We start from the raw sequence: 25661 nt of genomic DNA on the forward strand, positions 1-25661 counted from the left end.
TGCGCGGAAGCTCCGTGCATCCATGATCTGACTCGAGGAGCGCCCTCGCCCGTCCACAGAGATTGAGAGGTCAAACGGGGCGCGCTGGAAGTGGTTAAATCCAACTACGCTCACGGGCGTGGATTCTCCCCCTTGGGTCGTCGTTCTGACCGGTGCCCCTGGATCGGGCAAGTCGTCAACAGCCAGGGAGCTGGCAAGGCTTCTAGGTGCAGCGTTGCTGGACCAGGATTCGATGACTAACCCGCTCGTCGACATCGTCGGCGAGCTGATCGGTGTGCGTGACTACGACGACGTCCGACTTGCTGGTCTCGTACGAACGGCTCGCTACGCCAGTCTCCTGAGCGTGGCTGGCGACTGTGTGGCAGCCGGCGTACCGGCGGTCCTCGTAGCCCCGTTCACCACGGAGCGGCGAGACAGTGATGCCTGGGCCGACCTGTCCACGGCCATAGCCGACTTCGGGGGACGGGCCTGCATGGTGTGGCTCCGAATCACCGCGAACGAACTCTCCGCACGGCTGCAGGCGCGTGCCGCCGAGAGGGACGAAGGCAAATTGAAAGACATAACCGCCTTCGTGAAGAGTCTCGACCTAGGCGCCCCTGTCGTCCCGCACCTCGAGGTTCCGGCGTCCCTGCCTCCCGCGGGCCAAGCCACGCTCATCCTCGGCGCTCTTCGCTGACGAGACGAACTCGTCCACCTCACACGAAGACAACGTGCGCCAACCCGCTGTTGACAACCTTGTCATAGGCGCGTCATAGTTCATGCCCTGCCCTGCATGACAACGTTGACATCACCTCGCTGAGGAGGTTGCGCAGCATGAGTTCCACCTGCTTCCACCAGCGGCGCGCTGTCGGCGACGTCTCAGCTTCGACCTTCGGCAGTCGAGCATGAGCTCACACAACGGGGGCCCGACACTTAAGGACGTCGCGCAGCTCGCGAACGTAAGTATCAAGACGGCCTCGCGGGTGATCAATGACGACGCCAACGTGGCCGCCACTACTCGGGCGGCCGTGCTAGAGGCAGTAGAGTCGCTCGACTATCTGCCCGACCCTGCAGCCCGTTCGCTGCGTGCGGGCACGGACCGCACCGTCGGTGTCGTCGTTGACAGCATCGGCGATGTCTTCTTCGCGCAGCTGGTGGCAAAGGTCGAAGCGGTACTCGAGGACGCCGGATACCGGGTGCTCATCGCCTCGAGCAACCGCATCCAGCAGCGTGAGCGCGACACCGTTCAAAACCTGGTCCAGCGTCGGTGCGCGGGCATAATCGTCGCACCGACGAGCCGGGACTCCCTCGCAGGAATGCGGCTGCGAGACGTGCCGGTTGTCTTCGTCGACCGGGTCGGAGATCTGCCTGCCGCCCAGTCCGTCGTCGCGGACGACTTCGGCCTCGCGCGGCTCGCGACCGAGCACCTCATTGCTCACGGGCACAAGCGCATCGCACTGCTGAGCGACGTGCCGGGCATCGAGACGACCCGGAACCGACACGAGGGCTTTCGCGCAGCGATGGCCGCCGCGGACCTGCCGGTTGACGAGCGCCTCATCCGGCCGGACTGCCCGGACGCGTCCGACGTTATGCGGGCGATCACAGCTCTTCTGGCACTCGATGAGCCGCCCACCGCGATCCTCTCCACCAACTCACGACTCTCGCTGGGCGTGGTCCCCGCGCTGCACCAGTTCGGCAGAACCGATATAGCGCTGGTCTCGTACGGCGACTTCGCGATGGCCGAGACCCTGTCGCCCGCCGTCACCGTTATCGATCACTCACCCGAGGCAATCGGAGACATGGCGGCCAAGGCCCTTCTCGCCCGGCTACAGCCGGGCGACAAAGCCCTCTCCGACGCCCCCCGTCATCCCCCGTGCCAGCACAGCTAGTTGCACGAGGGTCAGGAGAGCTAACGCCCTGAATCGTCCATGGACGACCTGTGTGGTCCTGCCGCACGACCCGACAAAGGAGGAAGCATGTTCACCGCAACGAAGGGGTGCACCACCGCTGGCGTGGGCAGCCGGTCGCACCACGGACACGAGGTGCTGGCATGAGTTCCACGCCCGTCTACGAAGCCCGAGGCATCGTCCGCAACTTCGGTTCCGTCCAGGCATTGCAGGGGGCGGATTTCGACGTCCGCCCCGGTGAAGTCTCGGCCCTCATCGGGGACAACGGGCGCCGGCAAGTCCACGCTCGTGCGCATCCTCGCCGGTGCCGACACCGCGAACGAGGGCCAGATCCTGTTCGAGGGCAAGCCCCTGACGCTCGCTAATCCCACCGACGCCCGCCGTCTCGGCATCGAAACGGTCTTCCAGGACCTTGCACTGGCAAACCACCTCGACCCCATCCAAAACATGTACCTGGGCCGCGAGATCATGAAGCCCGGCCTCCTCGGGCGACTTGGCTTTATGCAACGGTCAGAGATGCGTTCCCACGGCGCCGAGGCTTTTTCCAGCCTCGGTGCCACTGTCCGCAACTTCAGCGGCCCCGTAGGAGGAATGTCAGGCGGCCAGCGCCAGGCGATCGCCGTCGCCCGGGCCGCTGCTTGGGCGAGCAAGGTCATCTTCCTTGACGAACCCACCGCCGCGCTCGGCGTCGTGCAGACGAAGGGCGTTCTCGATCTCGTCCGACGCATCCGTGACACCGGGATCGGCGTGGTGCTCATCAGCCATTCGATGCCTCACGTGCTTGAGGTCTCCGACCGGGTACACGTGCTGCGACAAGGGAAGCGCGTCGCCGTCTACGAGGCGAAACAGACCAACGTCGAGGAACTCGTCGGTGCCATGACCGGCGCGCTGGATGGAAAGGAAGCGGCATGAGCGTGCAGACGCAGCAGCCGGCTGCACCGATGGCCGGGGTCAACGCCCGGAAATCCATCGCCGAACGCGTGCGCGACGGCGTCCGCGCCCAGGCGATGCAGATCGTCCTCGTGTGGCTCGCGATAATCATCATCTTCAGCGCCCTGAGCCCAGAGGCATTCCTTGACCCGGTGAACTTCCGGAACATCGCGATCAGCGTCTCGATCCTCGCAGTGCTTGGCGTCGGTACGACATTCATCATCATCACCGGCGGGATCGACCTGTCGATGGGCTCGGTGCTGGTGTTCAGCGGCGTCGTCTCGTCCATGGTGATGGAGCGGCTCGGCGACGGGCAGGGCTGGGGAGTTGCCGTCATGGGGATCGCGGTCGCCCTGGCGTCCGGCCTGGGATGGGGACTGCTCAACGGATTCCTCGTCGCCAAGGCGAAGGTGCCCCCGATGATCGTCACCCTGGGAACCTTCGGAGCAGCACTTGGGCTCTCCCAGGTGCTCACCGGCGGCATCGACCTCCGCGCCGCACCGGACGTCCTCGTGGACACCATCGGCTTCGGCCGCCTGGCGGGCATCCCGTTCCTGGTCATCATCGCGGCGGTGGTGGTGGTGCTCGGCATCGTCATGCTTCACCGCACGCGCTTCGGCCTTCACACCGCCGCGGTCGGGTCCAACGCCGAGGCCTGCCGACGCGTCGGCATCAACGTAGACCGTCAACTGATCAAGGTCTACGCGTTCGCAGGCCTGCTCGCCGGCCTTGCGGGCCTGTTGAACCTGACCTTCTTCCGCTCGACAACGATCGCCGGCCACAGCCTTACCAACCTCGATGTCATTGCGGGCGTCGTCATCGGCGGAACCAGCCTGTTCGGCGGCGTCGGCACCGTCTTCGGCACCGTCATCGGCCTTCTCATCCCGGCGACCCTGCGCAACGGCTTCGTGATTCTCGGGGTCGAACCGTACTGGCAGCAGGTCGTCGTGGGCGCCTTCCTTGTCACGGCGGTCTACTTCGATCAGGTTCGCCGTGCCGCCGCTTCTCGCGGCCAGAAGAAAGTCTCTCTCATCTCCCGCATCGCCCCCCCGCAACCGAAAGGAAATCTGACATGCGACGTAATCGAGCACTGCTGCTTGGAACCGCCATGCTCATGGTCGGCAGCGTTGCCGCCTGCTCGACCGGAGCACCCTCCGACTCTTCGACCGGCGCGGCCGGCGGCACGGACGGAGGTGAGCTCAGCGTCGCGTTCATCCAGGGCGTCATCGGCGACAACTTCTACATCTCCATGGAGTGCGGCGTCCGAGCCGCCGCCGAGGAGCTCGGCGTAGACGTCAGCGTCCAGGGTCCCCAGAAGTGGGATCCGGCCCTGCAGCAGCCGATTCTGTCCTCAGTCTCCGCGAACCAGCCGGACGCAATCCTCATCGCTCCGAACGACGTCAGCGCGCTGCAGCGGCCCCTCGAGGAGGCGGCTCAGAATAGCGACATCGTCCTCGTGGACACCACGATCGAGGATCCCTCGATCGCTGTCTCGGAGATCGCCTCCGACAACGAGGGCGGCGGCGCCGCCGCCTTCGAGGCCATCAAGGAACTGGTTCCGGACGGCGGTCAAGTTCTCGTTATCGACAACCAGCCCGGCATCTCCACGTCAGATGCCCGCGTGAAGGGGTTCGAGGAGGCCATCGCCGAGGACCCGAACTTCGAGTACGTCGGTGTGCAGTACGCGAAGAACCAGCCGGCTGAGGCCGCAAACATCGTGACCTCGACGCTTCAGCGGTACCCAGACCTGAAGGCCATCTTCGCGACGAACATCTTTAGCGCCGAGGGTGCCGCGACGGGCATCGAGCAGGCCGGTGCGACCGGCGAGGTGCAGGTTGTCGGGTTCGATGCCGGCCCCGCCCAGGTGGAGGCGCTGCAGGACGGGACACTCCAGGCGATCATCGCTCAGCAGCCGTACGACATCGGCTACCAGGGTGTGCAGCAGGCCGTCGCGGCCGCCAACGGCGAGCCGACGGAGTCCAAGATCCAGACCGGCTTCAGCATCGTGACCAAGGAGAACCTCGAGAGCGAGGAAGGTCAGGCAGCGCTTTACGCGTCGGAGTGCTGACCAAGTCGCACCACCGCGGCAGCCCCGCCGCCCGCCGACGGGGCTGCCGCACCGAGGTCAACAACGGCCGGAACACCTGGCCAACGAACTTGAGAAGCAGGGAGTCGCAACCGTGACGAGACTTGTCGCCGGGCTGGACCTCGGGAGCACGGGCATCAAGCTCCTCGTGGCTGACGAACACGGCACCGAGCTGGCGATACGCCAGCGACCCACCCCTTGGAAGGGTGGGTCCGAAGGGACCACCGACCTCTACGCCGATCACCTCTTGAGTACCGTGCGCGAGTTGCTCACCGATGTTGCCGGCCTGCTGCCAGAGATTACGGGAAACCAAGGAGCCCGGATCGAATCCATCGCCGTGTCCGGGATGGGTGAAACCGGGTTCGTCGTGGACCAGCACGGCGTTGCGGCCGGCCCGGCCTACGCGTGGTTCGACCCGCGCGGTGCTGACCAGGTGGCGGCCCTGCCGCAGCAGCTCCGCGAGGAGTTCGCGGGTCGGACCGGGCTTCCATGGGGCGTCCAAGTGTCAGCGGCGAAGATCCTGTACATGCGCGACAAGGGAGTCGACCTCGCTCGGAAGCAGTGGTGCAACCTGCCCGAGTTCATCGTTGCGGCCCTCGGCGGGGCGCGGGTCTGCGAGTCATCACTCGCCTCCCGGACGGGGCTTCTCGACCAAGAGACCGGGCAGCCGTGGACGCAGATGCTCCAGCACATTGGTGTTTCAGAGTCGTTCCTGCCGGACCTCGTCGACGCCGGTGCACCACTCGGCCACGCCTCGGCCCAGTGGCTCCCAGAGGCTTTCGCCGGCTCGGCGCTGACGGTGGCTGGTCACGATCACCTCGTCTCCGCAGTATCAGGGGGCGCGATCCCAGGCGACCGGTACCACGTCTCCATGGGAACGGCTGAGGTCCTGCTACGGGTGGTCGAGACACCATTATCCTTCGACGCCCGCCGCCGGCTCGGCGACGCACTGATCAACTGCGTCCGCCACGTCGTGCCCGGCCAGTACGTCCTCGTGGCCGGTGTCAAGACTGGACTCTTGATGCGGCGAGCCCTTCAGCTGTTCGGGATCACGGACGCAGCCGGGCGTGCGCGGCTGGACGCCCAGGTTAACGCGCTCGAGACATCCGCCGTCGCTCACGGCGGGATCGAGGTCCGCGGCGCGCGCAACGACGACGGAGTGCTCTCGCTGACCATTCGCGCAGACGGTGTCACTCCCGCGGAGGCGTTTCGCGCCGTCCTTCAGCACGGCAACGACGAGATTGACCGGCTTATCGAGGTGATGGATCGGGAACTTCCGCCCGCCCGGTCCACGCTGCTCACCGGGGGGTGGGCTGGCATGGAGTCCGTGCTCAAGATGCGCTCCGGCGTGCTTCCTGCGGTGGCGGTCTCCCATCGCAGCCAGGACACCGCGTACGGGGCGGCCCTCTTCGCGGCCCGGCTTCTTACCCTTACCGACGCCGCAGAGACCACGAACTGATCACGATCTGACGCCCGGGGACGTCCCTAGGCGGACAGCACGCGCAGAACTGCGCCGTGCCCCCCTCAGAGCACCACGAGAAGGAGAAGATACAGAGTGAACGAGCTCAACACTCTCGAGCGCCGCGGTATGGCCGCGATCTGCACGTCAGCCGGCAACATGCTGATCGTGGCGGCCGACCAGCGAAACGGAATGAAGGCCGTCATGAACGCGCCCGGTGGCCCGGCGACAATCAGCAAGGATGAGCTCGCGGAAGCGAAGGGTGACCTGGTCCGGTACCTCGGTAACCATGCTCCCGCGATTCTCCTGGATCCCGAGGTGGCGCTTCCCCGCCTGGTTGACGATGGGACCCTCAGCCGCGACACCGCACTTGTGGTCGGCATGGACGCTTCTGGATACGTCACTGTCGACGGATTGCGCTACACGAAGTTCGTCGAGGGCGTAACCCCCCGGACGGTGCGTGAGTTGGGTGGCGACGTGGCCAAGATGCTGTTCTACATGCGGCCGGATCGTCAGGACACGAACTCCCGCGTGGCGCAGGAGATCCGTCAGCTCGTCCGGGACTGTGCCGACGAGGGCCTCCTTCTGATCGTCGAGATCCTGACGTACCGTCTCGAGGACGAAACTCCCGAAGAGTACGAGAGGGTATTCCCATCTCTTGTCGCGGACGCGGCAGCAGTGTCGGTCGAATGTGGCGCGAAGGTGCTCAAGCTTCCCTACCCGGGCTCCGCGGAGGCGTGCGCCGCTGTGACTGAGGCGGCCGAGGGTGTGCCGTGGGCGGTGCTGTCCGCCGGCGTCGACCACTCGACCTTCATCGAGCAGGTAGCCACCGCGGTCGCGAACGGCGCCAGCGGTGCTATGGCAGGTAGGTCGCTCTGGAAGGACAGTCTCGCGATGACCAGTGAAGAACGCAGCGAGCTTCTCACCGATCGAGCGTTGCCCCGGCTGCGCGAGCTCGCGGCAGCGATCGATGGGGGCCGAACCGTCTGACGTCTCAGGAGTCGGCGGTGCGCGCGGCGCGCACCGCCGACTTCGCTGGGCAGTTGAGCACGCGGGCGCGGACCACAGACAGACCTTCCCTCGCAAGGACTCACACGGACAGGACCCTGATGAAGCCCGGAAGTCTCGACTACCTAGCAGGCCAGCGCGCCGACCTCCTGCGGTTCGGCGCGGGATCGCGCCATGACCTCGGGTTCGGCTATCTGGATGAGAGCGGCAGACTAGTCCGGACCAAACCGGTCGAGCTCTACATCACCTGCCGGATGACCCACGTGTTCAGCCTCGGGTTGCTGGCCGACGAACAACCTAGTGCCGGCGGTCCGGACCGGGAGAGCTTGCGTGAACTGACCACGCATGGGATCCGTGCACTGCTCGGCCCCCTCCACGATGGCGAGTACCGTGGCTGGTACGCCGCCGTGGACGACGGAGCGGTCTCCCCCACCAAGCAGGCATACGGGCACGCATTCGTCGTGCTCGCCGCGAGTTCCGCGCGCGCAGCAGGTATCGAGGCGGCCACGGAGCTGCTCACCGAGGCGCTCGACGTCCAGGACCGGTACTTCTGGGACGAGGCGGCCGGACTAGTCGTAGAGGAGTGGGACCGTACGTGGAACGCGCTTGACCCATATCGTGGCGTCAACTCGAACATGCACACGGTGGAGGCCTACCTGGCAGCGGGCGACGTGACAGGCGAGCGCACCTGGCACCACCGAGCTGGACGGATCGCCGCGAAGGTAGCCGCATGGGCAGCCGGCAACGCATGGCGGATCCCCGAGCACTTCGACGCCGACTGGGCTCCGATGCTCGAGCATCACAAGGACAAGCCGGCAGACCCCTTCCGGCCCTACGGCGCCACCGTCGGTCATGGACTCGAATGGGCAAGGCTCCTTGTGGCAACTGACGCCACGCTAGGCGACGCGGCTCCGCCGGGGCTCGTGGCGGCCGCCGTCTCGCTTTACGACCGTGCGGTCGCCGACGGCTGGGCGACCGACGGATCAGAAGGCTTCATCTACACAACCGACTGGTCGGGCCGGCCTGTCGTTCGAGCCCGCATGCACTGGGTTCTCACGGAAGCGGTAAGTACTGCGACGGTTCTGCACCGCGTCACCGGAGACCAGCGCTATGCCGAAGATGTCGCTCGCTGGTGGGTCTATGCCGACAGACACATGGTGGACCGCGAACGTGGGTCCTGGCACCACGAACTGGACGCGTCCAACACTCCGGCCGGCAGCACCTGGCAGGGCAAGCCGGACATCTACCACGCCTACCAGGCCGCACTGCTGCCGACGATTCCCACGACGCCATCTTTCGCCTCTGCTCTCGCTGCCCGCACCGACTGAACACGGCCGGTGGAACCGCTTCGTGGGTCAGTTGCGGAGCCGAGGCCGGTTCTCACCGATGGCAAGAATGAGTGCAGGCACCGGAACGATCCGTCCGCAGCTGCTACCCGGCTGCCTTGCGTTCGAACGCCGTCGTGCTGGAGGTTCGGAAGTCGGAAGGGCTTGTGGCTGCAGGCTCGGACTCCAGCGTCTCTGGCTCGGCTGATCCGACGCACGAGAGCCGCTCAATGAGGTGTACCGGCAGCACGGTTCGACGCCGGAATCGGCGGTGTGGGTGACCAAGACGATCGAAAACCCGCCCGGCGGCGAGCGTGCCCAGCTGTTCAGGATCCTGTGCGACGACGGTGATCGGCGGGCACACCAGGTCGGCGAGGGGGAAATCACCGAACCCGACGAGCGCCAGGCGAGTCCGGGGCAGACATGGAAGCACCGAGATGGTGCAACGCGCATTGGATGAGAAAACCGCCGTCGGTGGCTCCGGCAGGCCGAGCAGCCGCTCCAGGGCTTCCTCGGCTCCGCCTCTGGAGTCGGCGCCAAAGGCGTAAAGCGCCTCGTCAGCCGGAATCCCCGCCTCGGAGAGTGCGGCCGCATAGCCTGCGAACCGTGCTGACGTGGTTGTCAAAGTTGGGCTGTCACCAAGGAATGCCACGCGGCGATGCCCGTGGTGAAGCAGGTGGTTCGCTCCGTCAAACGCTCCCCGGTAGTCGTCTTCCACGAAGGAGTCGAACGGCAGTCGTCCGGGCGATCGGTCCACGAAAACCAAGGGGGTCCGCGAGCCCCACGGCTTCAGGTAGCTGTAGTCCGTACCGATCGGGGCCACGATGAGGCCTCCGAGCTGCCGGCGCAGCAGGGACTCCAGGACTGAACGCTCCCGTGTGGGATCGTCGCCCAACGTGGTGACAAGGGTCGACATGTCACGCGCGAGCGCAATCCGCTCGACCGCGCGAACGATCGCGGCGAAGAAGGGATCGACGATGTCGGGCACGGCCACCCCGATGACGGGTGACCTGCCCGACCGGAAGGTGGTTGCGAGGGTGTTCGGCACATAGTCGAGCTGCCGCATCGCCGTCTCAACCACCTCACGGGTGCTCGAGCGCACGTGCGGGTCTTGGTTGAGCACTCTGGACACCGTCTTGGCGCTGACCCCTGCCAGCGCCGCGACGTCACGCATCGTCGCCATCACTTCCACTCTCCCACAGACTCGTCAGCGAGAGGTGAAGCCTCCGTCGACGGGCAGCGAGACACCCGTGACCATGCTTGCGGCATCACTGAGCAGGAACACGATGGGGCCGGCGATCTCCTCCTCGGTGGCCCATCGACCGAGCGGCATCTGGTCCAGGAAAGGCCTCTCGATCTCCGGGCGCCCCCAGTACCACGCAGACATCGGAGTCATGACGACGGTTGGGTTCACGCTATTGACCCTGATGTTGTACTGACCCAGCTCAAGCGCCGAGACGCGGGTGATGTTGTCCAGGGCGGCCTTCGAGGAGCCATAGGAGATGTGGCCAGCAAGGGCGACAAGCCCCGCCTGGCTGGACACGTTCACGATCGCACCACCGCGGCCCTGCCGGATCATCTCGCGCGCGGCGTACTTGGTCACGAGGAGAGACCCTCGGGCGTTGATACTCATGACCTTGTCGAACACGGTGATGTCCGTGTCCTGCGGCGTGGCAATCTCACCGCCCCAGCCGCCGGAATTCACCACACCCCAGATGTCTCGGCCCTCGACCGCTTCCCGCACGCTGTCTTCTGAGGTCAGGTCGAACGGGAGAGGCTCGGCGCCCGTCTCGGACGCGATGGCCTCGAGCTGCGCGACGTTGCGGCCCGCAGCAAGTACGTTTGCGCCCGCTCCGACAAGCTGGCGTACTGTCGCGCCGCCGATGCCGCCGCTTGCCCCCGTCACGAGGATCGTGCGGCCGTTGAAATCGGTCATAGGTCTCTTCCAATCACCGTTGGGCGCGGCTGCCGTAGCAGCCACCGTGCGGTCACACTATCCCGAGTTCTCGCGAATGACACCCGTGACATGTGCGCGGATGTCACCGGTGACATGCAATACTTCTTCGATTGGGTGGTGACCCCGCGGGTGACCGGAGACGTCGATGACGACCAGGAGGGATGACGGTGAACGAGCACGACCGCGCGTCGGCTGTCGGACGCACCGCCACGGTTGCGTCCATGGACGACTTGGTGGCCCGATGTCAGGACCTTGTCGCTGCAGGCTCGCGCCGGATCCTCGGTGTGACGGGCACCCCAGGGGCCGGCAAGACCACAGTCAGTGCCGCGCTGGCCGCCGCCCTCGGTGACACCGCTGTGCTGATCGGCATGGACGGGTTCCACTACGCCAACATGGAGTTGCGGCGCCTCGGGCGAGCGCACCGCAAAGGCGCACCGGACACCTTCGACGTCGACGGGTACGTCGCTCTGCTGTCCCGCCTGTCTGACCAGGGAGACGGCGTCGTCTACGCGCCGTACTTCGACCGGGCCCTCGAGGAGTCGATCGGCAGCGCTGTACCGGTGTTCCCCGACGTGCCGCTCGTCATCACCGAGGGCAACTACCTCCTTAACGACGACCACGGATGGGGAGCCGTACGGCAGTACCTCGACGAGGCATGGTTCATCGACGTCGCCCCTGACGTCCGACGCGAACGCCTCATCAACCGGCGGATCTCGTACGGCCACTCCGAGCTTGACTCGGTGACATGGGTCGATGGCGTTGACGAGCGAAACGCGGCCGCAGTCGAACCGTCGCGCGACCGCGCCGACTTAATCGTGCATGTAACGACGGCATTGGGATGACCCGCGGCGTCGAGCGACGTGCGGGATTGGAGGAACAAGCAATGACCCAGCTCAACGCGCGCACCCTGAAGCACGTCGACCCGGACGTGCAGAGACCGCGATACGACCGCGCAGCCGTCCGGCCCGGCATCCTGCACATCGGAGTGGGCGGCTTCCACCGCGCCCACCAGGCGATGTACATCGACCGCGTGCTTGCCACGGGCGAGTGTCAGTGGGGAATTGTCGGGGTGGGCACGTTGCCCACCGACCGTGCGATGCGAGACGCGTTGACCGCCCAGGACATGATGTACACCTTGCGGACCACGGCGCCAGACGGCTCAACGTCGGCCCGAATCATCGGCTCCATCGTCGAGTACCTCTACGCCCCGGACGAGGCAGAGGCGGTCTTGGACCGCCTCGCCGATCCCTCCGTCCGAATCGTCTCCCTCACGATCACCGAGGGTGGGTACGGCATCAACGACGCAACCGGAGCGTTCGACCCGCAGGACGAGGCCACCGTCGCGGACTTGGTGCGGCTGCCCTTGGGAGCGGTTCCGCGCAGCGCCCTCGGCTTCCTGTTCGCGGGGCTGCGTGCCCGGCGCGACGCGGGACAGGTGCCGTTCACCGTCTTGTCGTGCGACAACATCCAGAGCAACGGCGCCCACGCGAAGAAGGCCCTGCTGTCCTTCGCTGAACGAGTGGATCCGACGCTCGCCCGGTGGATCGCGCAAGAAGTGAGTTTCCCCCAACTCCATGGTCGACCGGATCACGCCGGTTACGACTGCGGAGATGCGTCAGCAGATCACTCGTGAGTTCGGGATAGAGGACCGCTGGCCCGTAGTCTCCGAAGCGTTCGAACAGTGGGTGCTCGAGGACACTTTCCCCGCGGGCCGCCCCGACTTCACTCGCGCGGGGGTTCAGCTCGTCGATGACGTCGAGCCCTACGAACTGATGAAGCTGCGCCTGCTCAACGCCTCTCACCAGGTCATGAGCTACCTCGGGCTCCTTGATGGAGCGACCTACGTGCACGAGGTCTGCCGTGACCCGCTCTTCGCTGAGTTCCTTCTCGGATACATGCACGAGGAGGCTAAGCCGACGCTCAGGCCTGTACCTGGAGTTGATCTCGACGAGTACTGCGCCGAACTGATGAGAAGATTCAGAAGCGAGGCGATCAAAGACACGCTGGTCCGGCAGGTCGTCGACGCCTCCGACCGTATCCCCAAGTTCCTCCTGCCAGTCATCCGCGACCGGCTGAGCGCAGGCGGGAATGTCTCGCGCGCGATCCTGGTAGTAGCGGCGTGGAGCCGCTTCATCGAGCGCACGAGGAGCGCGCACCACGGACCGGTCCTGGTGGACAAGCGTTCCGCTGACCTCAATGCCGCTGTCGTCGCAGAGGCATCCACGCCGGGCGCGTTCCTCGACTACGAGCCTGTGTTTGGTGACCTGAACGGCAACGGCACGTTGCGGGAACAGTTTGCGGCCGCACGGCGCAGCCTGGATGAGCTCGGCGCCCGCGGGGCGATGGTCGCCGCTATGAAGGTTGGCGGCTGACCCGGTTCAAGCAGTGTCGCTGACGGACACGGATGGCCACCAGACGGGCGCAGGAGATGGGAAGGCGTGTCAGCTCTCTCAGCGGGCTGAACGTCCACGCCTGGAGCGCCGTCTTCCTGCCGCACCCGACGCCGCCGGCGCGGGGATGTCGAGTTGCGGGGTGCCCCTGCGAATATCTCGTGCGTTCTTCGATCCTCGGTCGTGGATCGGGCGGAGAGGAGGCCGAGAAAGCTCTGCCGGAGGGGCGTACCCACGACGCTTCGCTGGCGACCGCGTTGAGCTGCGCGCACTGGTGCCCGGGGCTAGCGTCGCTTCGTCGCTCTGAGGTGCTCCTCATGCAAGGCCCAGCGCGGCGAGCACGCTGGCCGGAAGGAGTGCGTAGCCGACAAAGGCGACCACATCGATGAGGGTGTGGGCGACCACCAGCGGCATGGTCCGCCGTCGTCTCCGGTAGTACTCGCCGAAGATCAAGCCCATGACCACGTTGCCGACGAACGGGCCGAACCCCTGGTAGAGGTGGTAGCCGCCGCGGACGACGGCGCTGGTGGCGAGGACCGCGGCCGGCCGCCAGCCCAGCTGCTCGAGCCGCTCGATGAGGTACCCGGCGACGATGACCTCCTCGAGCAGCGAGTTCTGCAGCGCCGCGAGGATGAGCACCGGGACGGTCCACCAGTGGTCGTTGAGCGTGGAGGCGTGCACCTCGACCGTGATGCCCAGGGTCCGCCCGGCGAGGTACAGGCCCAGCCCCGGGATCCCGATGAGCGCGGCGAGGCCGACGCCGGCGCCGAGGTCGCGCCAGGGCCGTCGCCCGTCCAGCCCGATGCGGGCCGTCGCGCGCCGGCCCGGTTCGGACAGCAGGTACAGGGCGAGCGCGACCGGCATCAGCGCGAAGCCGATCGAGAGCAGCTGGTACGTCAGGTCCAGGTACGGGCGGGGCGACCGCGAGGGGTTCATCGCGGTGCTCTGCTCACCCAGGGGCGTCTCGAGCGTGAGGCGGGCGAGGATGTTGACGATGGCGTAGACCGCCGACTGGCCCAGCGAGAGCCCCAGGACGATGAGCACCTCGGCGCGCAGCCGGCGCCGGGCCGGGCCTACGGCGCGGGCCGCCGGACGGTCGGTGACGGTGCTGCCGGCCGCTGCCTCGGCGACCACGGCGTCGGCGGCGAGGGGTCTGGTCCTGTCGTCCACCGGCACAGTCTCCCTCAGCGGCGGGTGCCGGTCGCGACCGGGCGCGGCCGGGGCCCGCCCGGCGGGTCGGGCACGATGGGGGCATGAACGAATCCGCCGTCTCCGCCGTCGTCTTCGACATGGACGGGGTCCTGACCGACACCGAGACCATCTGGGACGAGGTCCGCCAGGCCCTCGCCGCGCAGGAGGACGTGCCGTGGCCCGAGCAGGCCACCCACGCGATGATGGGCATGTCCACGCCCGAGTGGTCGCAGTACATGGCGACCACGGTCGGGGTCGGGGGCGACGCGGCCGCCGTCGCCGAGCGCACCATCGACGAGATGGCCGCGCGCTACCACCAGCACCTGCCGACCCTGCCGGGCGCCGTGGCCGCCGTCGAGCGGCTCTCGCAGCGCTGGCCCCTCGGCCTCGCGTCCTCCTCGCCCCGGCGCCTCATCGACGCCGTGCTGGCCGAGCTCGGCCTCGCCGAGCGGTTCGCCGCGACGGTGTCGACGGAGGAGGTCGCGGCGGGCAAGCCCTCGCCGGACGGCTACGTGCGGGCCTGCGAGCTGCTCGGCGTCGACCCTTCGCGCGCCGTGGCGATCGAGGACTCGAGCAACGGCATCCGCTCGGCGGCAGCGGCCGGGATGAAGGTGATCGCCGTGCCTCACGACGCGTTCCCGCCGGCCGCCGACGCTCTCGCGCTCACCGCGGCCGTCGTCCGCAGCCTCGACGAGGTCACGACCGAGTTGGTCGAGCGGCTCGTCGCACGGCCCTGACGGCGGTAACCCCGGACGCCAGCCTCGGCGGGCCCCCCGCACGCAGATGCGCAGGGCTGCGTGCGGAGGACATGACGTGTCGTGGAGAAGATGACGTCTCGCGGGTCTGACGGGGGACTCAGCCGGCGCGGCGCAGCCGCAGCGAGTTGCCGACGACGATCACCGAGCTGGCGGCCATCGCGGCCCCCGCGATCATCGGGTTGAGCAGCCCCAGTGCGGCCAGCGGGATCGCGGCGACGTTGTAGGCGAACGCCCAGAACAGGTTCTGCTTGATGATCCGCAGCGTCCCGCGCGAGACGCGGATCGCCGTCGGGGCGGACCGCAGGTCCCCGCGCACGAGCGTGATGTCGGACGCCTCGATCGCGACGTCGGTGCCGGTGCCCATGGCGAGCCCGAGCCCGCGCTGACCGGCCTGGGCGAGGGCCGCGGCGTCGTTCACGCCGTCGCCCACCACGCCGACCACCCGGCCGCGGTCCTGCAGCTCCTTGACGACGTCGAGCTTCTGGTCCGGAAGCACCTCCGCGATGACGTTCTCCGGGGCGATGCCGACCTCGGCGGCGACCCGCTCGGCCGCGGCACGGTTGTCACCGGTCAGCAGGTGCGGGGTGATGCCGAGCTCCTTCAGCTGCGCCACCGCCTCGGCGGAGGTCGGCTTGACCTCGTCCCGCAGCGCGAGGATCCCGCGCGCCTCGCCGTCCCACGCGACGACGACGGCGGTCGCGCCGTCGGTCTCGGCGTGGCGGTGCGCCCGGGCCACCTCGTCGTCGTCCCCGACGCCGGCCACGCCCTGCTCGGCGAGCCAGGACGGGCGGCCGACGAGGACCTCCCGGGAGGTTCCGCCGTCGTCCACCGTGGCGGAGACGCCGCGGCCGGCGTGGTTGGAGAAGTCGGTGATGCGGGGCAGGGGGCCGCCGCCCGCGGTCGCGGCCTCGGTGATGGCGCGGGCGATGGGGTGCTCGCTGCCGGACTCGACGGCGCCGGCCAGGTGCAGGACCTGGGCGCGCAGGTCGTCGACGCCGGTGTCCGCGGCCACGCCGACCACGTGGCGCCGGACCGGGGCGGAGGGGGCCAGCACGTCGGCCAGCTGCATCCGGCCCTCGGTGACGGTGCCGGTCTTGTCCAGCACCATCGTGTCCACCTGCCGGGTGGACTCGAGGATCTCCGGACCCTTGATGAGGATGCCGAGCTGGGCGGCCCGGCCGGTGCCGACGAGCAGCGCCGTCGGGGTGGCGAGCCCCAGCGCGCAGGGGCAGGCGATGATCAGCACCGCGACCGCGGCCGTGAACGCGGACTGCAGCGGGTTGTCGAGCAGCAGCCAGACGGCGAACGTCAGGACCGCCAGCGAGATCACGATCGGCACGAAGACGGCGGAGATGCGGTCCGCGAGCCGCTGCACCGGCGCCTTGCCCGTCTGCGCCTGGGTGACCAGCCGGCCGATCTGGGCCAGCGTGGTCTCCTCGCCCACGCGCGTGGCGCGCACCAGCAGGTTGCCCGAGGTGTTGACGGTGGCGCCGACCACCTCGTCGCCCGGCCCGGCGTCGACCGGGACCGGCTCGCCCGTCAGCAGGGAGGTGTCCAGGGCGGACGTGCCCTCGACGACGACGCCGTCGGTGGCCACCTTCTCGCCGGGCCGCACCACGAAGAGGTCACCGACGGCGAGGGCCGCGATCGGCACTCGCTCCTCGGTGCGGTTCCCGGCCGCGTCGAGCGTGACCCGCGCGACGTCCTTCGCGCCGAGGGAGAGCAGCGAGCGCAGGGCGTCACCGGCGCGGCGGCGGGAGCGGGACTCGGCGTAGCGGCCCGCGAGCAGGAAGGTGGTCACGACGGCCGCCACCTCGAAGTACAGCTCCGGCGTCATGCCGTGCCCGCCCTGGGCGGGGAAGAGCGTGAACTCCATCCGCACGCCGATCTCGCCCGTGCCGCCGAGCGTGATCGCCCACACGGACCACAGCGTCGCCGCCGTGACGCCCAGGGAGACGAGCGTGTCCATGGTCGAGGCGCCGTGCCGCGCGGCGCGGAACGCGGAGAGGTGGAACGGCCAGGCGCCCCACGTGACCACCGGCAGCGCCAGCACGAGGACCACCCACTGCCAGCCCGGGAACTGCAGCGCCGGGATCATCGACAGCAGCACCACCGGCAGGGTGAGGACGGCGGAGACCTTCAGCCGTCGCCGGAGGTCCTCGGCGCGGCGCTCGGCGGGGGAGGAGGTGTCGTCGGGCTCGCCCGCGGCGGGCCACGCCCCGACCGGGCACCGCGCCACGGCCCCGACCAGGCGCCGCGCCACGGCACGGGTCGGGCGCGCAGCCCGTACCGACGGGTGAGAAGTGGCACATATCCGCATCAACACGCCGAATCGGGAACTGGTGGTTCTGGTGCAGGTGAGGCGCTTCTATGTCACTGTGAGGCTTCCGACGGACCCGTCGGAAAAGGCCGGCGCCCGGACGGAGCGCCGGGTGGAACGGGCAGCGATGCCCCACGGACCTGGAAGGTGTGGGTCGATGAGGAGAACGGTCGCTCGTCTGGCGGTCGGAGCAACCGCCGTCGCTCTGGCTCTCGGAGCGTGTGCGCAGGGGACCGGTGGAGGTTCCGACGACGGGACGGGCGCGGGGGGCGACTTCGACCCCGAGGCCGAGCTGAGCGGCTCCCTCGACGTCATGGGTTTCGGCGCCGGCGACGAGATCGCCACCACCCGCGTCGACCGGACGAAGGAGGCCCTCGGCGAGGACGTCGAGGTCGAGCTGATCGAGGGCGACCTCGACATCCAGCAGTTCCTCTCCGCCGTCGCCTCGGGGCAGCCGCCCGAGCTCATCTACGCCAACCGGGACCAGATCGGCACGTTCGCCTCCCGCGGCGCCATCATCCCGCTGACCCGGTGCATCGAGGGAGAGGGCATCGTCACGGACGACTTCCGTGACCCCGCGCTCGAGCAGGTGACGTTCGACGGCGAGGTCTACGGCATCCCGGAGTTCAACTCCATCCAGGTCACGATGGCGAACTCCGAGCTGCTGGACGCCGCCGGCCTGACCGTCGAGGACGTCAACGGCTCGGACTGGGAGGCGCTGAGCGCCGCCAACGAGGCACTGAAGAAGGTCGACGGCGGCTCGCTGAGCGTCATCGGCTACGACTCCAAGCTGCCCGAGTTCCTGCCGCTGTGGGCCCACGCCAACGGCGCGGACCTCATCTCCGAGGACGGGCGGACCGCCCAGCTGAACGACCCGAAGGTGGTCGAGGCGCTGGAGTGGGCGATCTCGATCTACGACGCGCAGGGCGGGTTCCCGGCCGTGAAGGCGTTCCGCGACTCCGCGGACTTCTTCGGGTCGGGCAACCAGTTCGCCACCGGCGTGCTCGGGGCGATGCCGATGGAGCAGTGGTACATCAACGTCCTCAACGACGTCTCGCCGGACGCCCCGCTGGCCTTCGACACGGTCCACGACCGCAACGGCGACCCGATCGCCTACGCCAGCGGATCCGCCTGGGCCATCCCGGAGGGCACCGACAACCCGGCCGCCGCCTGCCGCTGGGCGCGCGTCATGACCGAGGTCGACAGCTGGGTCGCCGCCGCCGAGGCGCGCAAGAGCCTGCGCGCCGAGGAGGGCAAGCCGTTCACCGGCGTGCTCACCGGCAACGAGGCCGCCGACGAGGCGGTGCGCGAGCTGGTCGAGCCGAGCGGCGACGAGGTGTGGGACGCCGGCGTGACGGCCATGTACGAGGCCAACGACAACACGTTCTCCCTTCCGGCGAACCCGGCCGACGCCGAGTTCGAGACCGCCTGGCAGGACGCCGTCAACAGCGTCCTCAACGGGCAGGCCCAGCCCCAGGAGGCGCTCGACGCCGCCCAGGAGACCGCACAGGCCGCGCTCGACGAGGCGTGGCAGAAGTGGGAGCAGGAGGGCTAGGCCATGGCCACCGTGGTCGACTCCTTGACCGCCGAGGAGCGCTCGCGGACGGTGGCGCGACGGAGGAGGGGGCGGCGCGAGACGCGCGCCGCCCTGCTCTTCATCAGCCCCTGGATCGTCGGGTTCCTCGTCTTCACCGCCTGGCCGCTGCTCAACAGCGCCTACCTGTCCCTGACCGACTACGACGTCATCAACGACCCGAACTTCGTCGGGCTGGACAACTACCGCCAGCTCTTCGAGGACCCGAAGATCGCGACGTCCCTCGGGAACACGCTCTTCTACGTCGCGATCCAGGTGCCGCTGTACGTCCTCGTCTCGCTCGCGCTGGCCATGCTGCTCAACAGGGCGGGCCGGGCGGCCGGGTTCTTCCGCACCGCCTTCTACCTGCCGCACATGACCCCCCCCGGTGGCGGTCGGGGTGCTCCTGCTGCTGGTGTTCAACGGCCAGAACGGCCTCATCAACGAGGTTCTGGGCTTCTTCGGCATCGACGGGCCCAACTGGACGACCGACCCGGACTGGGTCAAGCCGGCGATCATCCTCACCAGCCTGTGGTCGGTCGGGTCGTCGATGATCATCCTGCTCGCGGCGCTGCGGAACGTCCCGCAGGAGCTCTACGACGCGGCCCGCGTCGACGGCGCGAACGCGTGGCACCGCACGGTGCGCATCACGGTCCCGATGATCTCCGGCGCGCTCTTCTTCGTCGTCGTGATCAACACGATCGCGGCGTTCCAGAGCTTCACCGAGGCCTACACGGCCTTCTTCGGATCGGGGAACACCACCTACGGCAACGAGGCGGCGCTGTTCTACGTGATCTACCTGTTCCAGCAGGCCTTCGAGTTCCTCAACATGGGCTACGCCTCCGCCATGGCGTGGGTGCTGTTCGCGATCATCCTGGTCATCACGCTGGTCCAGCTCAGGTTCTCCAGACGACTCGTCTACTACGAGGGGGGAGCAGCGATGAGCGCCCAGTCGCTCGACGTCGGACAGGCGCAGGACCCGGGCCGGCTGGTGCCCGTCGCGGCCGGCGGCCCAGCAGGCACGCCGGGGGGCCCGTTCGCCGGGACCGGGCCGCAACGGCGACCGCCGGCCGGGTCGCTGGACCCTGGGCCGGGTCCTCGTGGTGCTGGCGCTCGTGGGGCTGACGGTCGTCTTCATCTACCCCTTCGTCTGGCTCGTGAGCGCCTCGTTCAAGCCTCGGGGCGAGGTCTTCGACAACCGGCTGATCCCCGAGACCTTCACGTTCCAGAACTACCTCGACGTCTGGGCCGACGCCCCGATGCTCCTGTGGTTCGGCAACACGCTGCTCGTGACGGTGCTCGCGGCCGTGACGGTGACGCTCTCGAGCGCGCTGGTGGCGTGGGGGTTCGCCTACTTCCGGTTCCGGGGGCGCGACGCGCTCTTCGGCCTGGTGCTCGCCACGATGATGCTGCCCGGCGCGGTGACGATGGTGCCCGTCTTCCTCATCTGGAACTCGCTCGGCATGGTCAACACGCTCACGCCGCTGTGGGCGGGAAACCTGTTCGGCAGCGCCTTCTACATCTTCCTGCTGCGGCAGTTCTTCCTCGGCCTGCCGCGGGAGACGTTCGAGGCCGCGAAGATCGACGGCGCGAACAACTGGACCCTCTTCACCCGCATCGCGCTGCCGCTGACGAAGCCGGCGATGATCGTGACGCTCATCTTCGAGTTCCAGGCGGCGTGGACGGACCTCATGCGCCCGCTCATCTACCTGCGGGACTCGGACAAGTTCACGATCCCGCGCGGCCTGAAGGCGTTGCTCGACCAGTTCGGGTTCGGCGGCGAGTGGCACTGGGAGATCATCGTGACGGCCAGCGTCATCACCACCATCCCGATGATCGTCCTCTTCTTCCTCGGCCAGCGGCACTTCGTCGAGGGGATCGCCACCACCGGGGCGAAGGGCTGAGCCGCCGGGAGAGACCGAGCTCACGACCCACGGCCGGGCCGCCGACACGGTGGCCCGGCCGTCCGCGTTCGCGATGGGCGGTGCGGTGGGCCGTAGGCGTTATCAGAGCCGGTGCGCCTACCACAAGACCCTGAACCCCGCGATTTTCCTCTCAGGAGGCGAGGTGGCCGGAACTGGCACACGATGAGCAACGAGCGCTCAAGTGACCACCACCTCGAGACAAGGACAGGCCATGACGCAAGGACCGACCCCACCGACCGGTTCCGTCGGGAACCCGTTGGGCGAGCCAGTTCCCACCACCTCGGGCACCGCGGGCTACTCCGGAACCGCGGACAGCTCCAGCACCAAGGACGCCGCAAAGCAGGAGGCCTCGCACCTCGCCCAGACCGCCGGGCAGGACGCCCAGCAGGTCAAGGAGACCGCCAAGGAGACGGCGAAGGACACCGTCGCCGAGGCGAAGGGGCAGGCCCAGCAGGCGGTGGCCGAGGCGAAGTACCAGGCACGCGACCTGTACGAGCAGACCAGGCGCGAGGTGTCCTCGCAGTCCAGCCAGCAGCAGCGCCGACTGGCCGGGGGCATCCGGTCGTTCTCCGGCGAGCTGCAGTCGCTGGCCTCGGGCAACCCGCAGGAGGGGCTGGCCGCCGACCTCGCCCGCCAGGCGGGCTCCTACGCCGACAGGGTCGGCCAGTGGCTCGACGAGCGTGAGCCGGCCGACGTGCTGGACGAGGTCAGCCGCTACGCGCGACGCCACCCCGGCACGTTCATCGCGATCGCCGCGGGTCTCGGCCTGCTCGTGGGCCGCGTGGCCCGCAGCCTGAAGGACGAGTCCGCCGACCAGGGCGGGCCCTCCGCCGTCGGGACGGCACAGGGTGCGTACGTTCCGCCGTCGTACCCGCCTGCCGCCGCCTACCCGCCGCCCCCGCCGGTCCCCGACTACGGCACCACCACGGAGTACCAGAGGTACGGCACGCCCACCACCGGCACGACCGGTGTCGCCGGCGGCGCCTACGGCGCCCAGCCCGGAACCTCGGGCACCGGCACGCAGGGTGGTGTCTACGGCACCGACCCCGGCACGACCGGCGGGACGTACGGCGCCGGGACGTACGGCACGGGTGAGCAGCGATGACGGCCCCGATCGAGCCCGGGCGGGCGCAGCCGCCGCCGGAGGCGTCGGTCGGTGAGCTCTTCGGCGAGATCTCGCGAGACCTCTCCACGCTCGTCCGTCAGGAGATCGCCCTCGCGAAGGCGGAGACCACGGAGTCTGCCAAGAAGGCCGGCGCCGGTGCCGGGATGTACGGAGGCGCCGGGGTGGCAGGCCACTTCGTGCTCCTCTTCCTCTCCCTGGCCGTGTGGTGGGGGCTCGGCTGGCTGCTCGGCGGCGAGGACTGGCCCGCACTGGGCTGGTCCGGGCTCATCGTGGCGATCATCTGGGCGATCGTGGCGGCCGTGCTCGCCGCCCAGGGCAAGAAGAAGATGAAGCAGGTCCGCGGCGTGCCCCAGACCGCGGAGACCGTCAAGAAGATTCCCGACGCTCTCAAGGGAGAGGACAGGCCATGACCACGAGCAACAACGACCCCGACCAGATCCGCGCCGACATCGAGCGGACCCGCAGCGAGCTCAGCGGGGACGTCGACGCGCTCGCCGAGAAGGTCAGCCCCTCCCGCGTGGCGGAGCGGCAGACCGAGAAGGTGAAGAACGCCGTCTCCGGCGTCAAGGACAAGGTCTTCGGCGTGGCCGAGGACGCCAAGGACCGGGTCTCGGAGGGGGCGGAGTCCGTCCGAGGTTCCGTCCACGGCGGCGCCGAGTCCGTCCGGGAGGGCGCCGGGTCGGTCAAGGACAGCGCCCGGCACGCCCCCCACCAGGTGAAGGCCAAGGCCCAGGGCAACCCGCTCGCCGCAGGCCTCGTCGCCTTCGGCGTGGGCCTGCTGGCGTCCTCGCTCATCCCCTCCTCCCGCAAGGAGCGCGAGGTGGTGAGCCAGGCCAAGGACAGCCAGGCGCTGCAGGACGTGACCGAGGGCGCCAAGGGTCTGGGCCAGGAGATGGCACAGAACCTGCGCGAGCCCGCCCAGGAGGCGGCGCAGCAGGTGAAGGACACGGCCACCGAGGGTGCGCAGCAGGTCAAGGAGACCGCGACGAGCGGAGCCCAGGACGTCAAGGCCGAGGCGCAGTACGCCGCGGACGACGTCAGGGGCGAGGCCCAGAGCTCGAAGGACCGCATCCAGGGATCCTCCGGCTCCGGGACCGACTACCCGTCCGGCACCGGCTACTGACCCGACGGTCCTGCGGTGTCCGGACGGTGGCCGGACCGGAGCGTCCGGCGCCCGCTGAGCCTCCAGCGCTGGGAGGACCTCACCTTCCTGCACTGGCCGCTGCCGGCCGCCACCGTCCAGGACCGGCTCCCACCAGGCCTGGCCGTCGACACGTTCGACGGCCAGGCCTGGGTCGGTGTCACGCCTTTCCGCATGCACGCCCGGCCCTCCCTCGGGCCGGCGGTGCCGCACCTGTCCACGTTCACCGAGATCAACCTCCGCACCTACGTCCGCGGTCCCGACGGCTCGGACGGCATCTGGTTCTTCTCCCTCGAGTGCCCCCGGCTTCCGGTGGTGCTGGCCCTGCGTGCCGCCGGCGTTCCGTACGTCTGGGCCGACGCCGGCATGAGGGCCGACCCCGGCCACGTCCACTACCGCTCCCGACGGCGCAGCGGCGTCGCGATGCACGCCGGCGTCCGGCCGGGTGAGCCCGTCGAGCCCGACGCGCTGACGGACTTCCTCACGGGCCGATGGTCCGCGTACGTCCGGCGGCTCGGACGGCTGTGGCGGATCGACGTCGAGCACGAGCCGTGGCCGCTTCTCACCGCCCGGGCGGGCGCCGCCGTCGGCCAGCTCGTGGCGGCCGCCGGTCTCCCGCCGTTGACGGGCGAGCCCCTCGTCCACTTCTCGCCCGGCGTCCGCGCGCGGATCGCCGCCCCCGTGCCGGTGGGCGGGGGCTCGACCCGGCCGGCGGGCCGAAGGTGAGACCTCGAGGTTCCAGGGGCCGCCGGAGTGCACCACGGTCGCCTCGTCCGGGAGCAGGTTCCCGGCCCCCGGCGCTCGGCACCGGCCGCACCGCCCCGGCACAATGGGCCGATGCGAGAACGACGCTGGCAGGACGTCGCCCGGGCGACCGGGCTGATCAGACCCGACGGCGCCGTCGCCGCCACGATCTTCGCCGAGATGTCGGCGCTCGCCGCCCGCACCGGCGCGGTCAACCTCGGTCAGGGCTTCCCCGACGTCGACGGTCCAGCCCACGTCAGGGACGCGGCCGTCGCCGCCGTGCTCGCGGGCCACAACCAGTACCCGCCCGGCCCCGGCATCCCCGAGCTGCGCCGGGCCGTCGCCGCCCACCAGCACCGCCACTACGGCCTCGACGTCGACCCCGAGACGGAGGTCCTCGTCACCGCCGGCGCCACCGAGGCGATCGCCGCCGCGGTGCTGGCCCTAGCCGGACCCGGTGACGAGGTGGTCACCCTCGAGCCGTACTACGACTCCTACGCCGCCACCATCGCCCTCGCCGGCGCCACCCACCGCACCGTCCCGCTACGGCCGACCCCGGCCGGCTTCCACCTCGACCCCGCCGACGTCGCCGCCGCGTTCACCGACCGCACCCGCCTGGTCCTCGTGAACTCCCCCGCACAACCCCACCGGCACCGTCCTCACCCGTGAGGAGCTCGCGCTGCTGGGGGAGCACGCCCGGGCGCGCGACGCCGTCGTCGTGACCGACGAGGTCTACGAGCACCTCACCTACGGCGCGGAGCACGTCCCCATGGCCACGCTGCCCGGGATGGCGGGACGCACGCTGACGATCTCCTCGGCCGGCAAGACCCTGTCGTTCACCGGGTGGAAGGTCGGGTGGATCCACGGGCCGGCCGAGCTGGTCACCGCCGTCCGTACGGTCAAGCAGTTCCTCACCTACGTCGCCTCGGGTCCGTTCCAGCACGCCGTCGCCACCGCGCTCGCGGACACGGACGGACGCACCGGTGCGTACGTGACGGGCCTGGCCGACTCGCTGCGCGAGCGCCGCGACACCCTGGTCGACGCGTTGGCGGGGGCCGGGTTCGCCCCCCGTGGTGCCGCGCGGCACGTACTTCGTCGTCGCCGACGGCGCCGGGCTGGGGTACGCCGACGCCGTCGAGCTGTGCCGGGAGCTGCCCGCCCGCGCCGGCGTGGTGGCCATCCCCGTCTCGGCCTTCTGCACGCCCGGCGGGCCGGTCGCGCGGGAGCTGCGGTCGTGGGTGCGCTTCACGTTCGTGAAGTCGCCGGAGGTGCTGGCGCGCGCGGCCGCAGGGCTGCGGCGGCTCCGGGTCGCGGCCGACGACGACGGCGAGCCGGCCCTGGACCGATCGGCGGCACCGGAGTAGACATGGAGTCCCGGCCGGGTGCGCAGCGTGGCCTCCCGGCACCGAGACCGCCCGGTACACACGGAGGTGTGCGATGCGGCAGGACAAGCAGGCGTCGATGCGGGAGATGTTGAAGGCCTCGCCCATGACCCGGATGCCCGGCTCGAACGGGTCCGAGGCGCACACGGCGAAGTCGCGCGGCCGGAAGGCCAGGACGGCGAAGACGGCGAAGTCGCACGGGCCGGGGCAGATGCGCCCGACGGTGAGCGGCCCCCACGCCATGCCGGCGCTGGCCATCGGCGGGTTCGCCACGGGCGCGCGCAGCATCGTCGTCGCCAACCTGCTCGCCATGGCGGTGGGCGCGTCAGCCCTCGCCTTCGTCGCGGTGTGGCGGCTGACGGTCGGCAAGGCGGTCATCCGCCAGCTGCGGATCAGCGAGCTCGAGGTCGACGACCTCACCGTGCGGCGGCTCAACGTCGTCGAGCAGTCGCAGACCTGA

The 25661-nt window shown here is 69.2% G+C and carries 22 protein-coding genes and 3 pseudogenes; 21 read left to right on the forward strand and 4 right to left on the reverse strand.

The features are described from left to right. The first annotated feature begins 118 nt into the window (after positions 1-118). The 8 genes and pseudogenes from DA06_RS02495 to DA06_RS02530 all read left to right on the forward strand — a co-directional run bounded on the left by DA06_RS02495 (position 119) and on the right by DA06_RS02530 (position 8697). Positions 119-676 (forward strand): AAA family ATPase, encoded by a 558-nt coding sequence (locus tag DA06_RS02495; RefSeq protein ID WP_418606805.1) that lies wholly within the window; start codon positions 119-121, stop codon positions 674-676. 208 nt (positions 677-884) lie between these two features. Continuing rightward, positions 885-1868: a LacI family DNA-binding transcriptional regulator gene (locus DA06_RS02500; protein ID WP_052436278.1), complete on the forward strand. Its 984-nt coding sequence runs from the start codon at positions 885-887 to the stop codon at positions 1866-1868. A 161-nt stretch (positions 1869-2029) separates the two neighbouring features. Then, positions 2030-2798: pseudogene (locus DA06_RS02505) on the forward strand (ATP-binding cassette domain-containing protein). Further along, positions 2795-4108: an ABC transporter permease gene (locus DA06_RS02510; protein WP_418606806.1), complete on the forward strand. Its 1314-nt coding sequence runs from the start codon at positions 2795-2797 to the stop codon at positions 4106-4108. The pseudogene DA06_RS02505 and the gene DA06_RS02510 overlap by 4 nt, the downstream one beginning before the upstream one ends. Beyond that, the gene (locus DA06_RS02515; protein ID WP_418606807.1) at positions 4066-4884 is read left to right on the forward strand and encodes an ABC transporter substrate-binding protein; all 819 of its coding nucleotides are present in this window, start codon (positions 4066-4068) and stop codon (positions 4882-4884) included. Before DA06_RS02510 ends, DA06_RS02515 begins: the two co-directional genes overlap by 43 nt. A 112-nt stretch (positions 4885-4996) precedes the next feature. Further along, positions 4997-6361, forward strand: coding sequence for an FGGY family carbohydrate kinase (locus DA06_RS02520; RefSeq protein WP_043497046.1), 1365 nt, complete (start codon positions 4997-4999; stop codon positions 6359-6361). 96 nt (positions 6362-6457) lie between these two features. Then, the gene (locus DA06_RS02525) at positions 6458-7351 is read left to right on the forward strand and encodes a tagatose-bisphosphate aldolase (RefSeq protein WP_043497049.1); all 894 of its coding nucleotides are present in this window, start codon (positions 6458-6460) and stop codon (positions 7349-7351) included. Positions 7352-7470: 119 nt separating this feature from the next. Then, complete coding sequence (locus tag DA06_RS02530; RefSeq protein ID WP_043497059.1) at positions 7471-8697, forward strand: AGE family epimerase/isomerase; 1227 nt, start codon at positions 7471-7473, stop codon at positions 8695-8697. A gap of 103 nt (positions 8698-8800) precedes the next feature. Here DA06_RS02530 and DA06_RS02535 read toward each other — a convergent pair whose 3' ends face one another. Further along, positions 8801-9877, reverse strand: coding sequence for a LacI family DNA-binding transcriptional regulator (locus DA06_RS02535; RefSeq protein WP_052436280.1), 1077 nt, complete (start codon positions 9875-9877; stop codon positions 8801-8803). Between the two features lie 24 nt (positions 9878-9901). After that, a complete protein-coding gene (locus DA06_RS02540) occupies positions 9902-10630 on the reverse strand; it encodes an SDR family oxidoreductase (RefSeq protein WP_043497050.1) in 729 nt (242 codons plus the stop codon). Positions 10631-10818: 188 nt separating this feature from the next. On the opposite strand from DA06_RS02540, the gene DA06_RS02545 reads away from it, so the two are divergent. The 3 genes from DA06_RS02545 to DA06_RS02555 are packed head-to-tail and all read left to right on the forward strand — an operon-like array spanning position 10819 to position 13023. Then, positions 10819-11493 carry a nucleoside/nucleotide kinase family protein gene (locus tag DA06_RS02545; RefSeq protein WP_418606808.1) on the forward strand — a complete coding sequence of 225 codons (675 nt, stop codon included), beginning with the start codon at positions 10819-10821 and terminating at the stop codon, positions 11491-11493. A 41-nt stretch (positions 11494-11534) separates the two neighbouring features. Then, entirely contained in the window at positions 11535-12284 is a 750-nt protein-coding gene (locus DA06_RS02550; protein WP_418606809.1) for a hypothetical protein, read from the forward strand. Next, positions 12262-13023 (forward strand): hypothetical protein, encoded by a 762-nt coding sequence (locus DA06_RS02555; RefSeq protein ID WP_418606810.1) that lies wholly within the window; start codon positions 12262-12264, stop codon positions 13021-13023. The genes DA06_RS02550 and DA06_RS02555 overlap by 23 nt, the downstream gene beginning before the upstream one ends. Positions 13024-13356: 333 nt before the next feature. Here the strand turns inward: DA06_RS02555 and DA06_RS02560 are convergent, their stop codons facing one another. Next, positions 13357-14211 (reverse strand): CPBP family intramembrane glutamic endopeptidase, encoded by an 855-nt coding sequence (locus tag DA06_RS02560; protein ID WP_418606811.1) that lies wholly within the window; start codon positions 14209-14211, stop codon positions 13357-13359. Positions 14212-14294: 83 nt separating this feature from the next. Between DA06_RS02560 and DA06_RS02565 the strand changes: the two genes are divergently transcribed. Beyond that, positions 14295-14969 (forward strand): HAD family hydrolase, encoded by a 675-nt coding sequence (locus tag DA06_RS02565; RefSeq protein ID WP_043497052.1) that lies wholly within the window; start codon positions 14295-14297, stop codon positions 14967-14969. A gap of 118 nt (positions 14970-15087) precedes the next feature. Here DA06_RS02565 and DA06_RS02570 read toward each other — a convergent pair whose 3' ends face one another. After that, a complete protein-coding gene (locus DA06_RS02570) occupies positions 15088-17310 on the reverse strand; it encodes a copper-translocating P-type ATPase (protein WP_418606812.1) in 2223 nt (740 codons plus the stop codon). A gap of 157 nt (positions 17311-17467) precedes the next feature. Between DA06_RS02570 and DA06_RS02575 the strand changes: the two genes are divergently transcribed. From DA06_RS02575 to DA06_RS02615, 9 genes and pseudogenes are all read left to right on the forward strand, one after another. Further along, positions 17468-18865 (forward strand): ABC transporter substrate-binding protein, encoded by a 1398-nt coding sequence (locus tag DA06_RS02575; RefSeq protein ID WP_043497063.1) that lies wholly within the window; start codon positions 17468-17470, stop codon positions 18863-18865. A gap of 433 nt (positions 18866-19298) precedes the next feature. Further along, positions 19299-19739 (forward strand): annotated as a pseudogene (locus tag DA06_RS02580) (carbohydrate ABC transporter permease); the annotation flags it as partial. A 247-nt stretch (positions 19740-19986) separates the two neighbouring features. Next, positions 19987-20787, forward strand: coding sequence for a carbohydrate ABC transporter permease (locus DA06_RS02585; RefSeq protein WP_418606813.1), 801 nt, complete (start codon positions 19987-19989; stop codon positions 20785-20787). Between the two features lie 232 nt (positions 20788-21019). Then, positions 21020-21913, forward strand: coding sequence for a hypothetical protein (locus DA06_RS02590; RefSeq protein WP_418606814.1), 894 nt, complete (start codon positions 21020-21022; stop codon positions 21911-21913). Continuing rightward, positions 21910-22344, forward strand: coding sequence for a phage holin family protein (locus DA06_RS02595; protein ID WP_043497065.1), 435 nt, complete (start codon positions 21910-21912; stop codon positions 22342-22344). Before DA06_RS02590 ends, DA06_RS02595 begins: the two co-directional genes overlap by 4 nt. Beyond that, positions 22341-23057 (forward strand): DUF3618 domain-containing protein, encoded by a 717-nt coding sequence (locus DA06_RS02600; RefSeq protein ID WP_043497066.1) that lies wholly within the window; start codon positions 22341-22343, stop codon positions 23055-23057. Before DA06_RS02595 ends, DA06_RS02600 begins: the two co-directional genes overlap by 4 nt. 15 nt (positions 23058-23072) lie before the next feature. Then, the gene (locus tag DA06_RS02605; protein ID WP_052436283.1) at positions 23073-23801 is read left to right on the forward strand and encodes a DUF2071 domain-containing protein; all 729 of its coding nucleotides are present in this window, start codon (positions 23073-23075) and stop codon (positions 23799-23801) included. Positions 23802-23912: 111 nt separating this feature from the next. Next, positions 23913-25183: pseudogene (locus tag DA06_RS02610) on the forward strand (pyridoxal phosphate-dependent aminotransferase). 73 nt (positions 25184-25256) lie between these two features. Next, positions 25257-25661, forward strand: a complete 405-nt coding sequence (locus tag DA06_RS02615) for a hypothetical protein (protein ID WP_052436284.1) — start codon at positions 25257-25259, stop codon at positions 25659-25661.

The organism is Georgenia sp. SUBG003 (assembly GCF_000715355.2).
In the GTDB taxonomy this organism is placed as follows: Bacteria; Actinomycetota; Actinomycetes; order Actinomycetales; family Actinomycetaceae; genus Georgenia.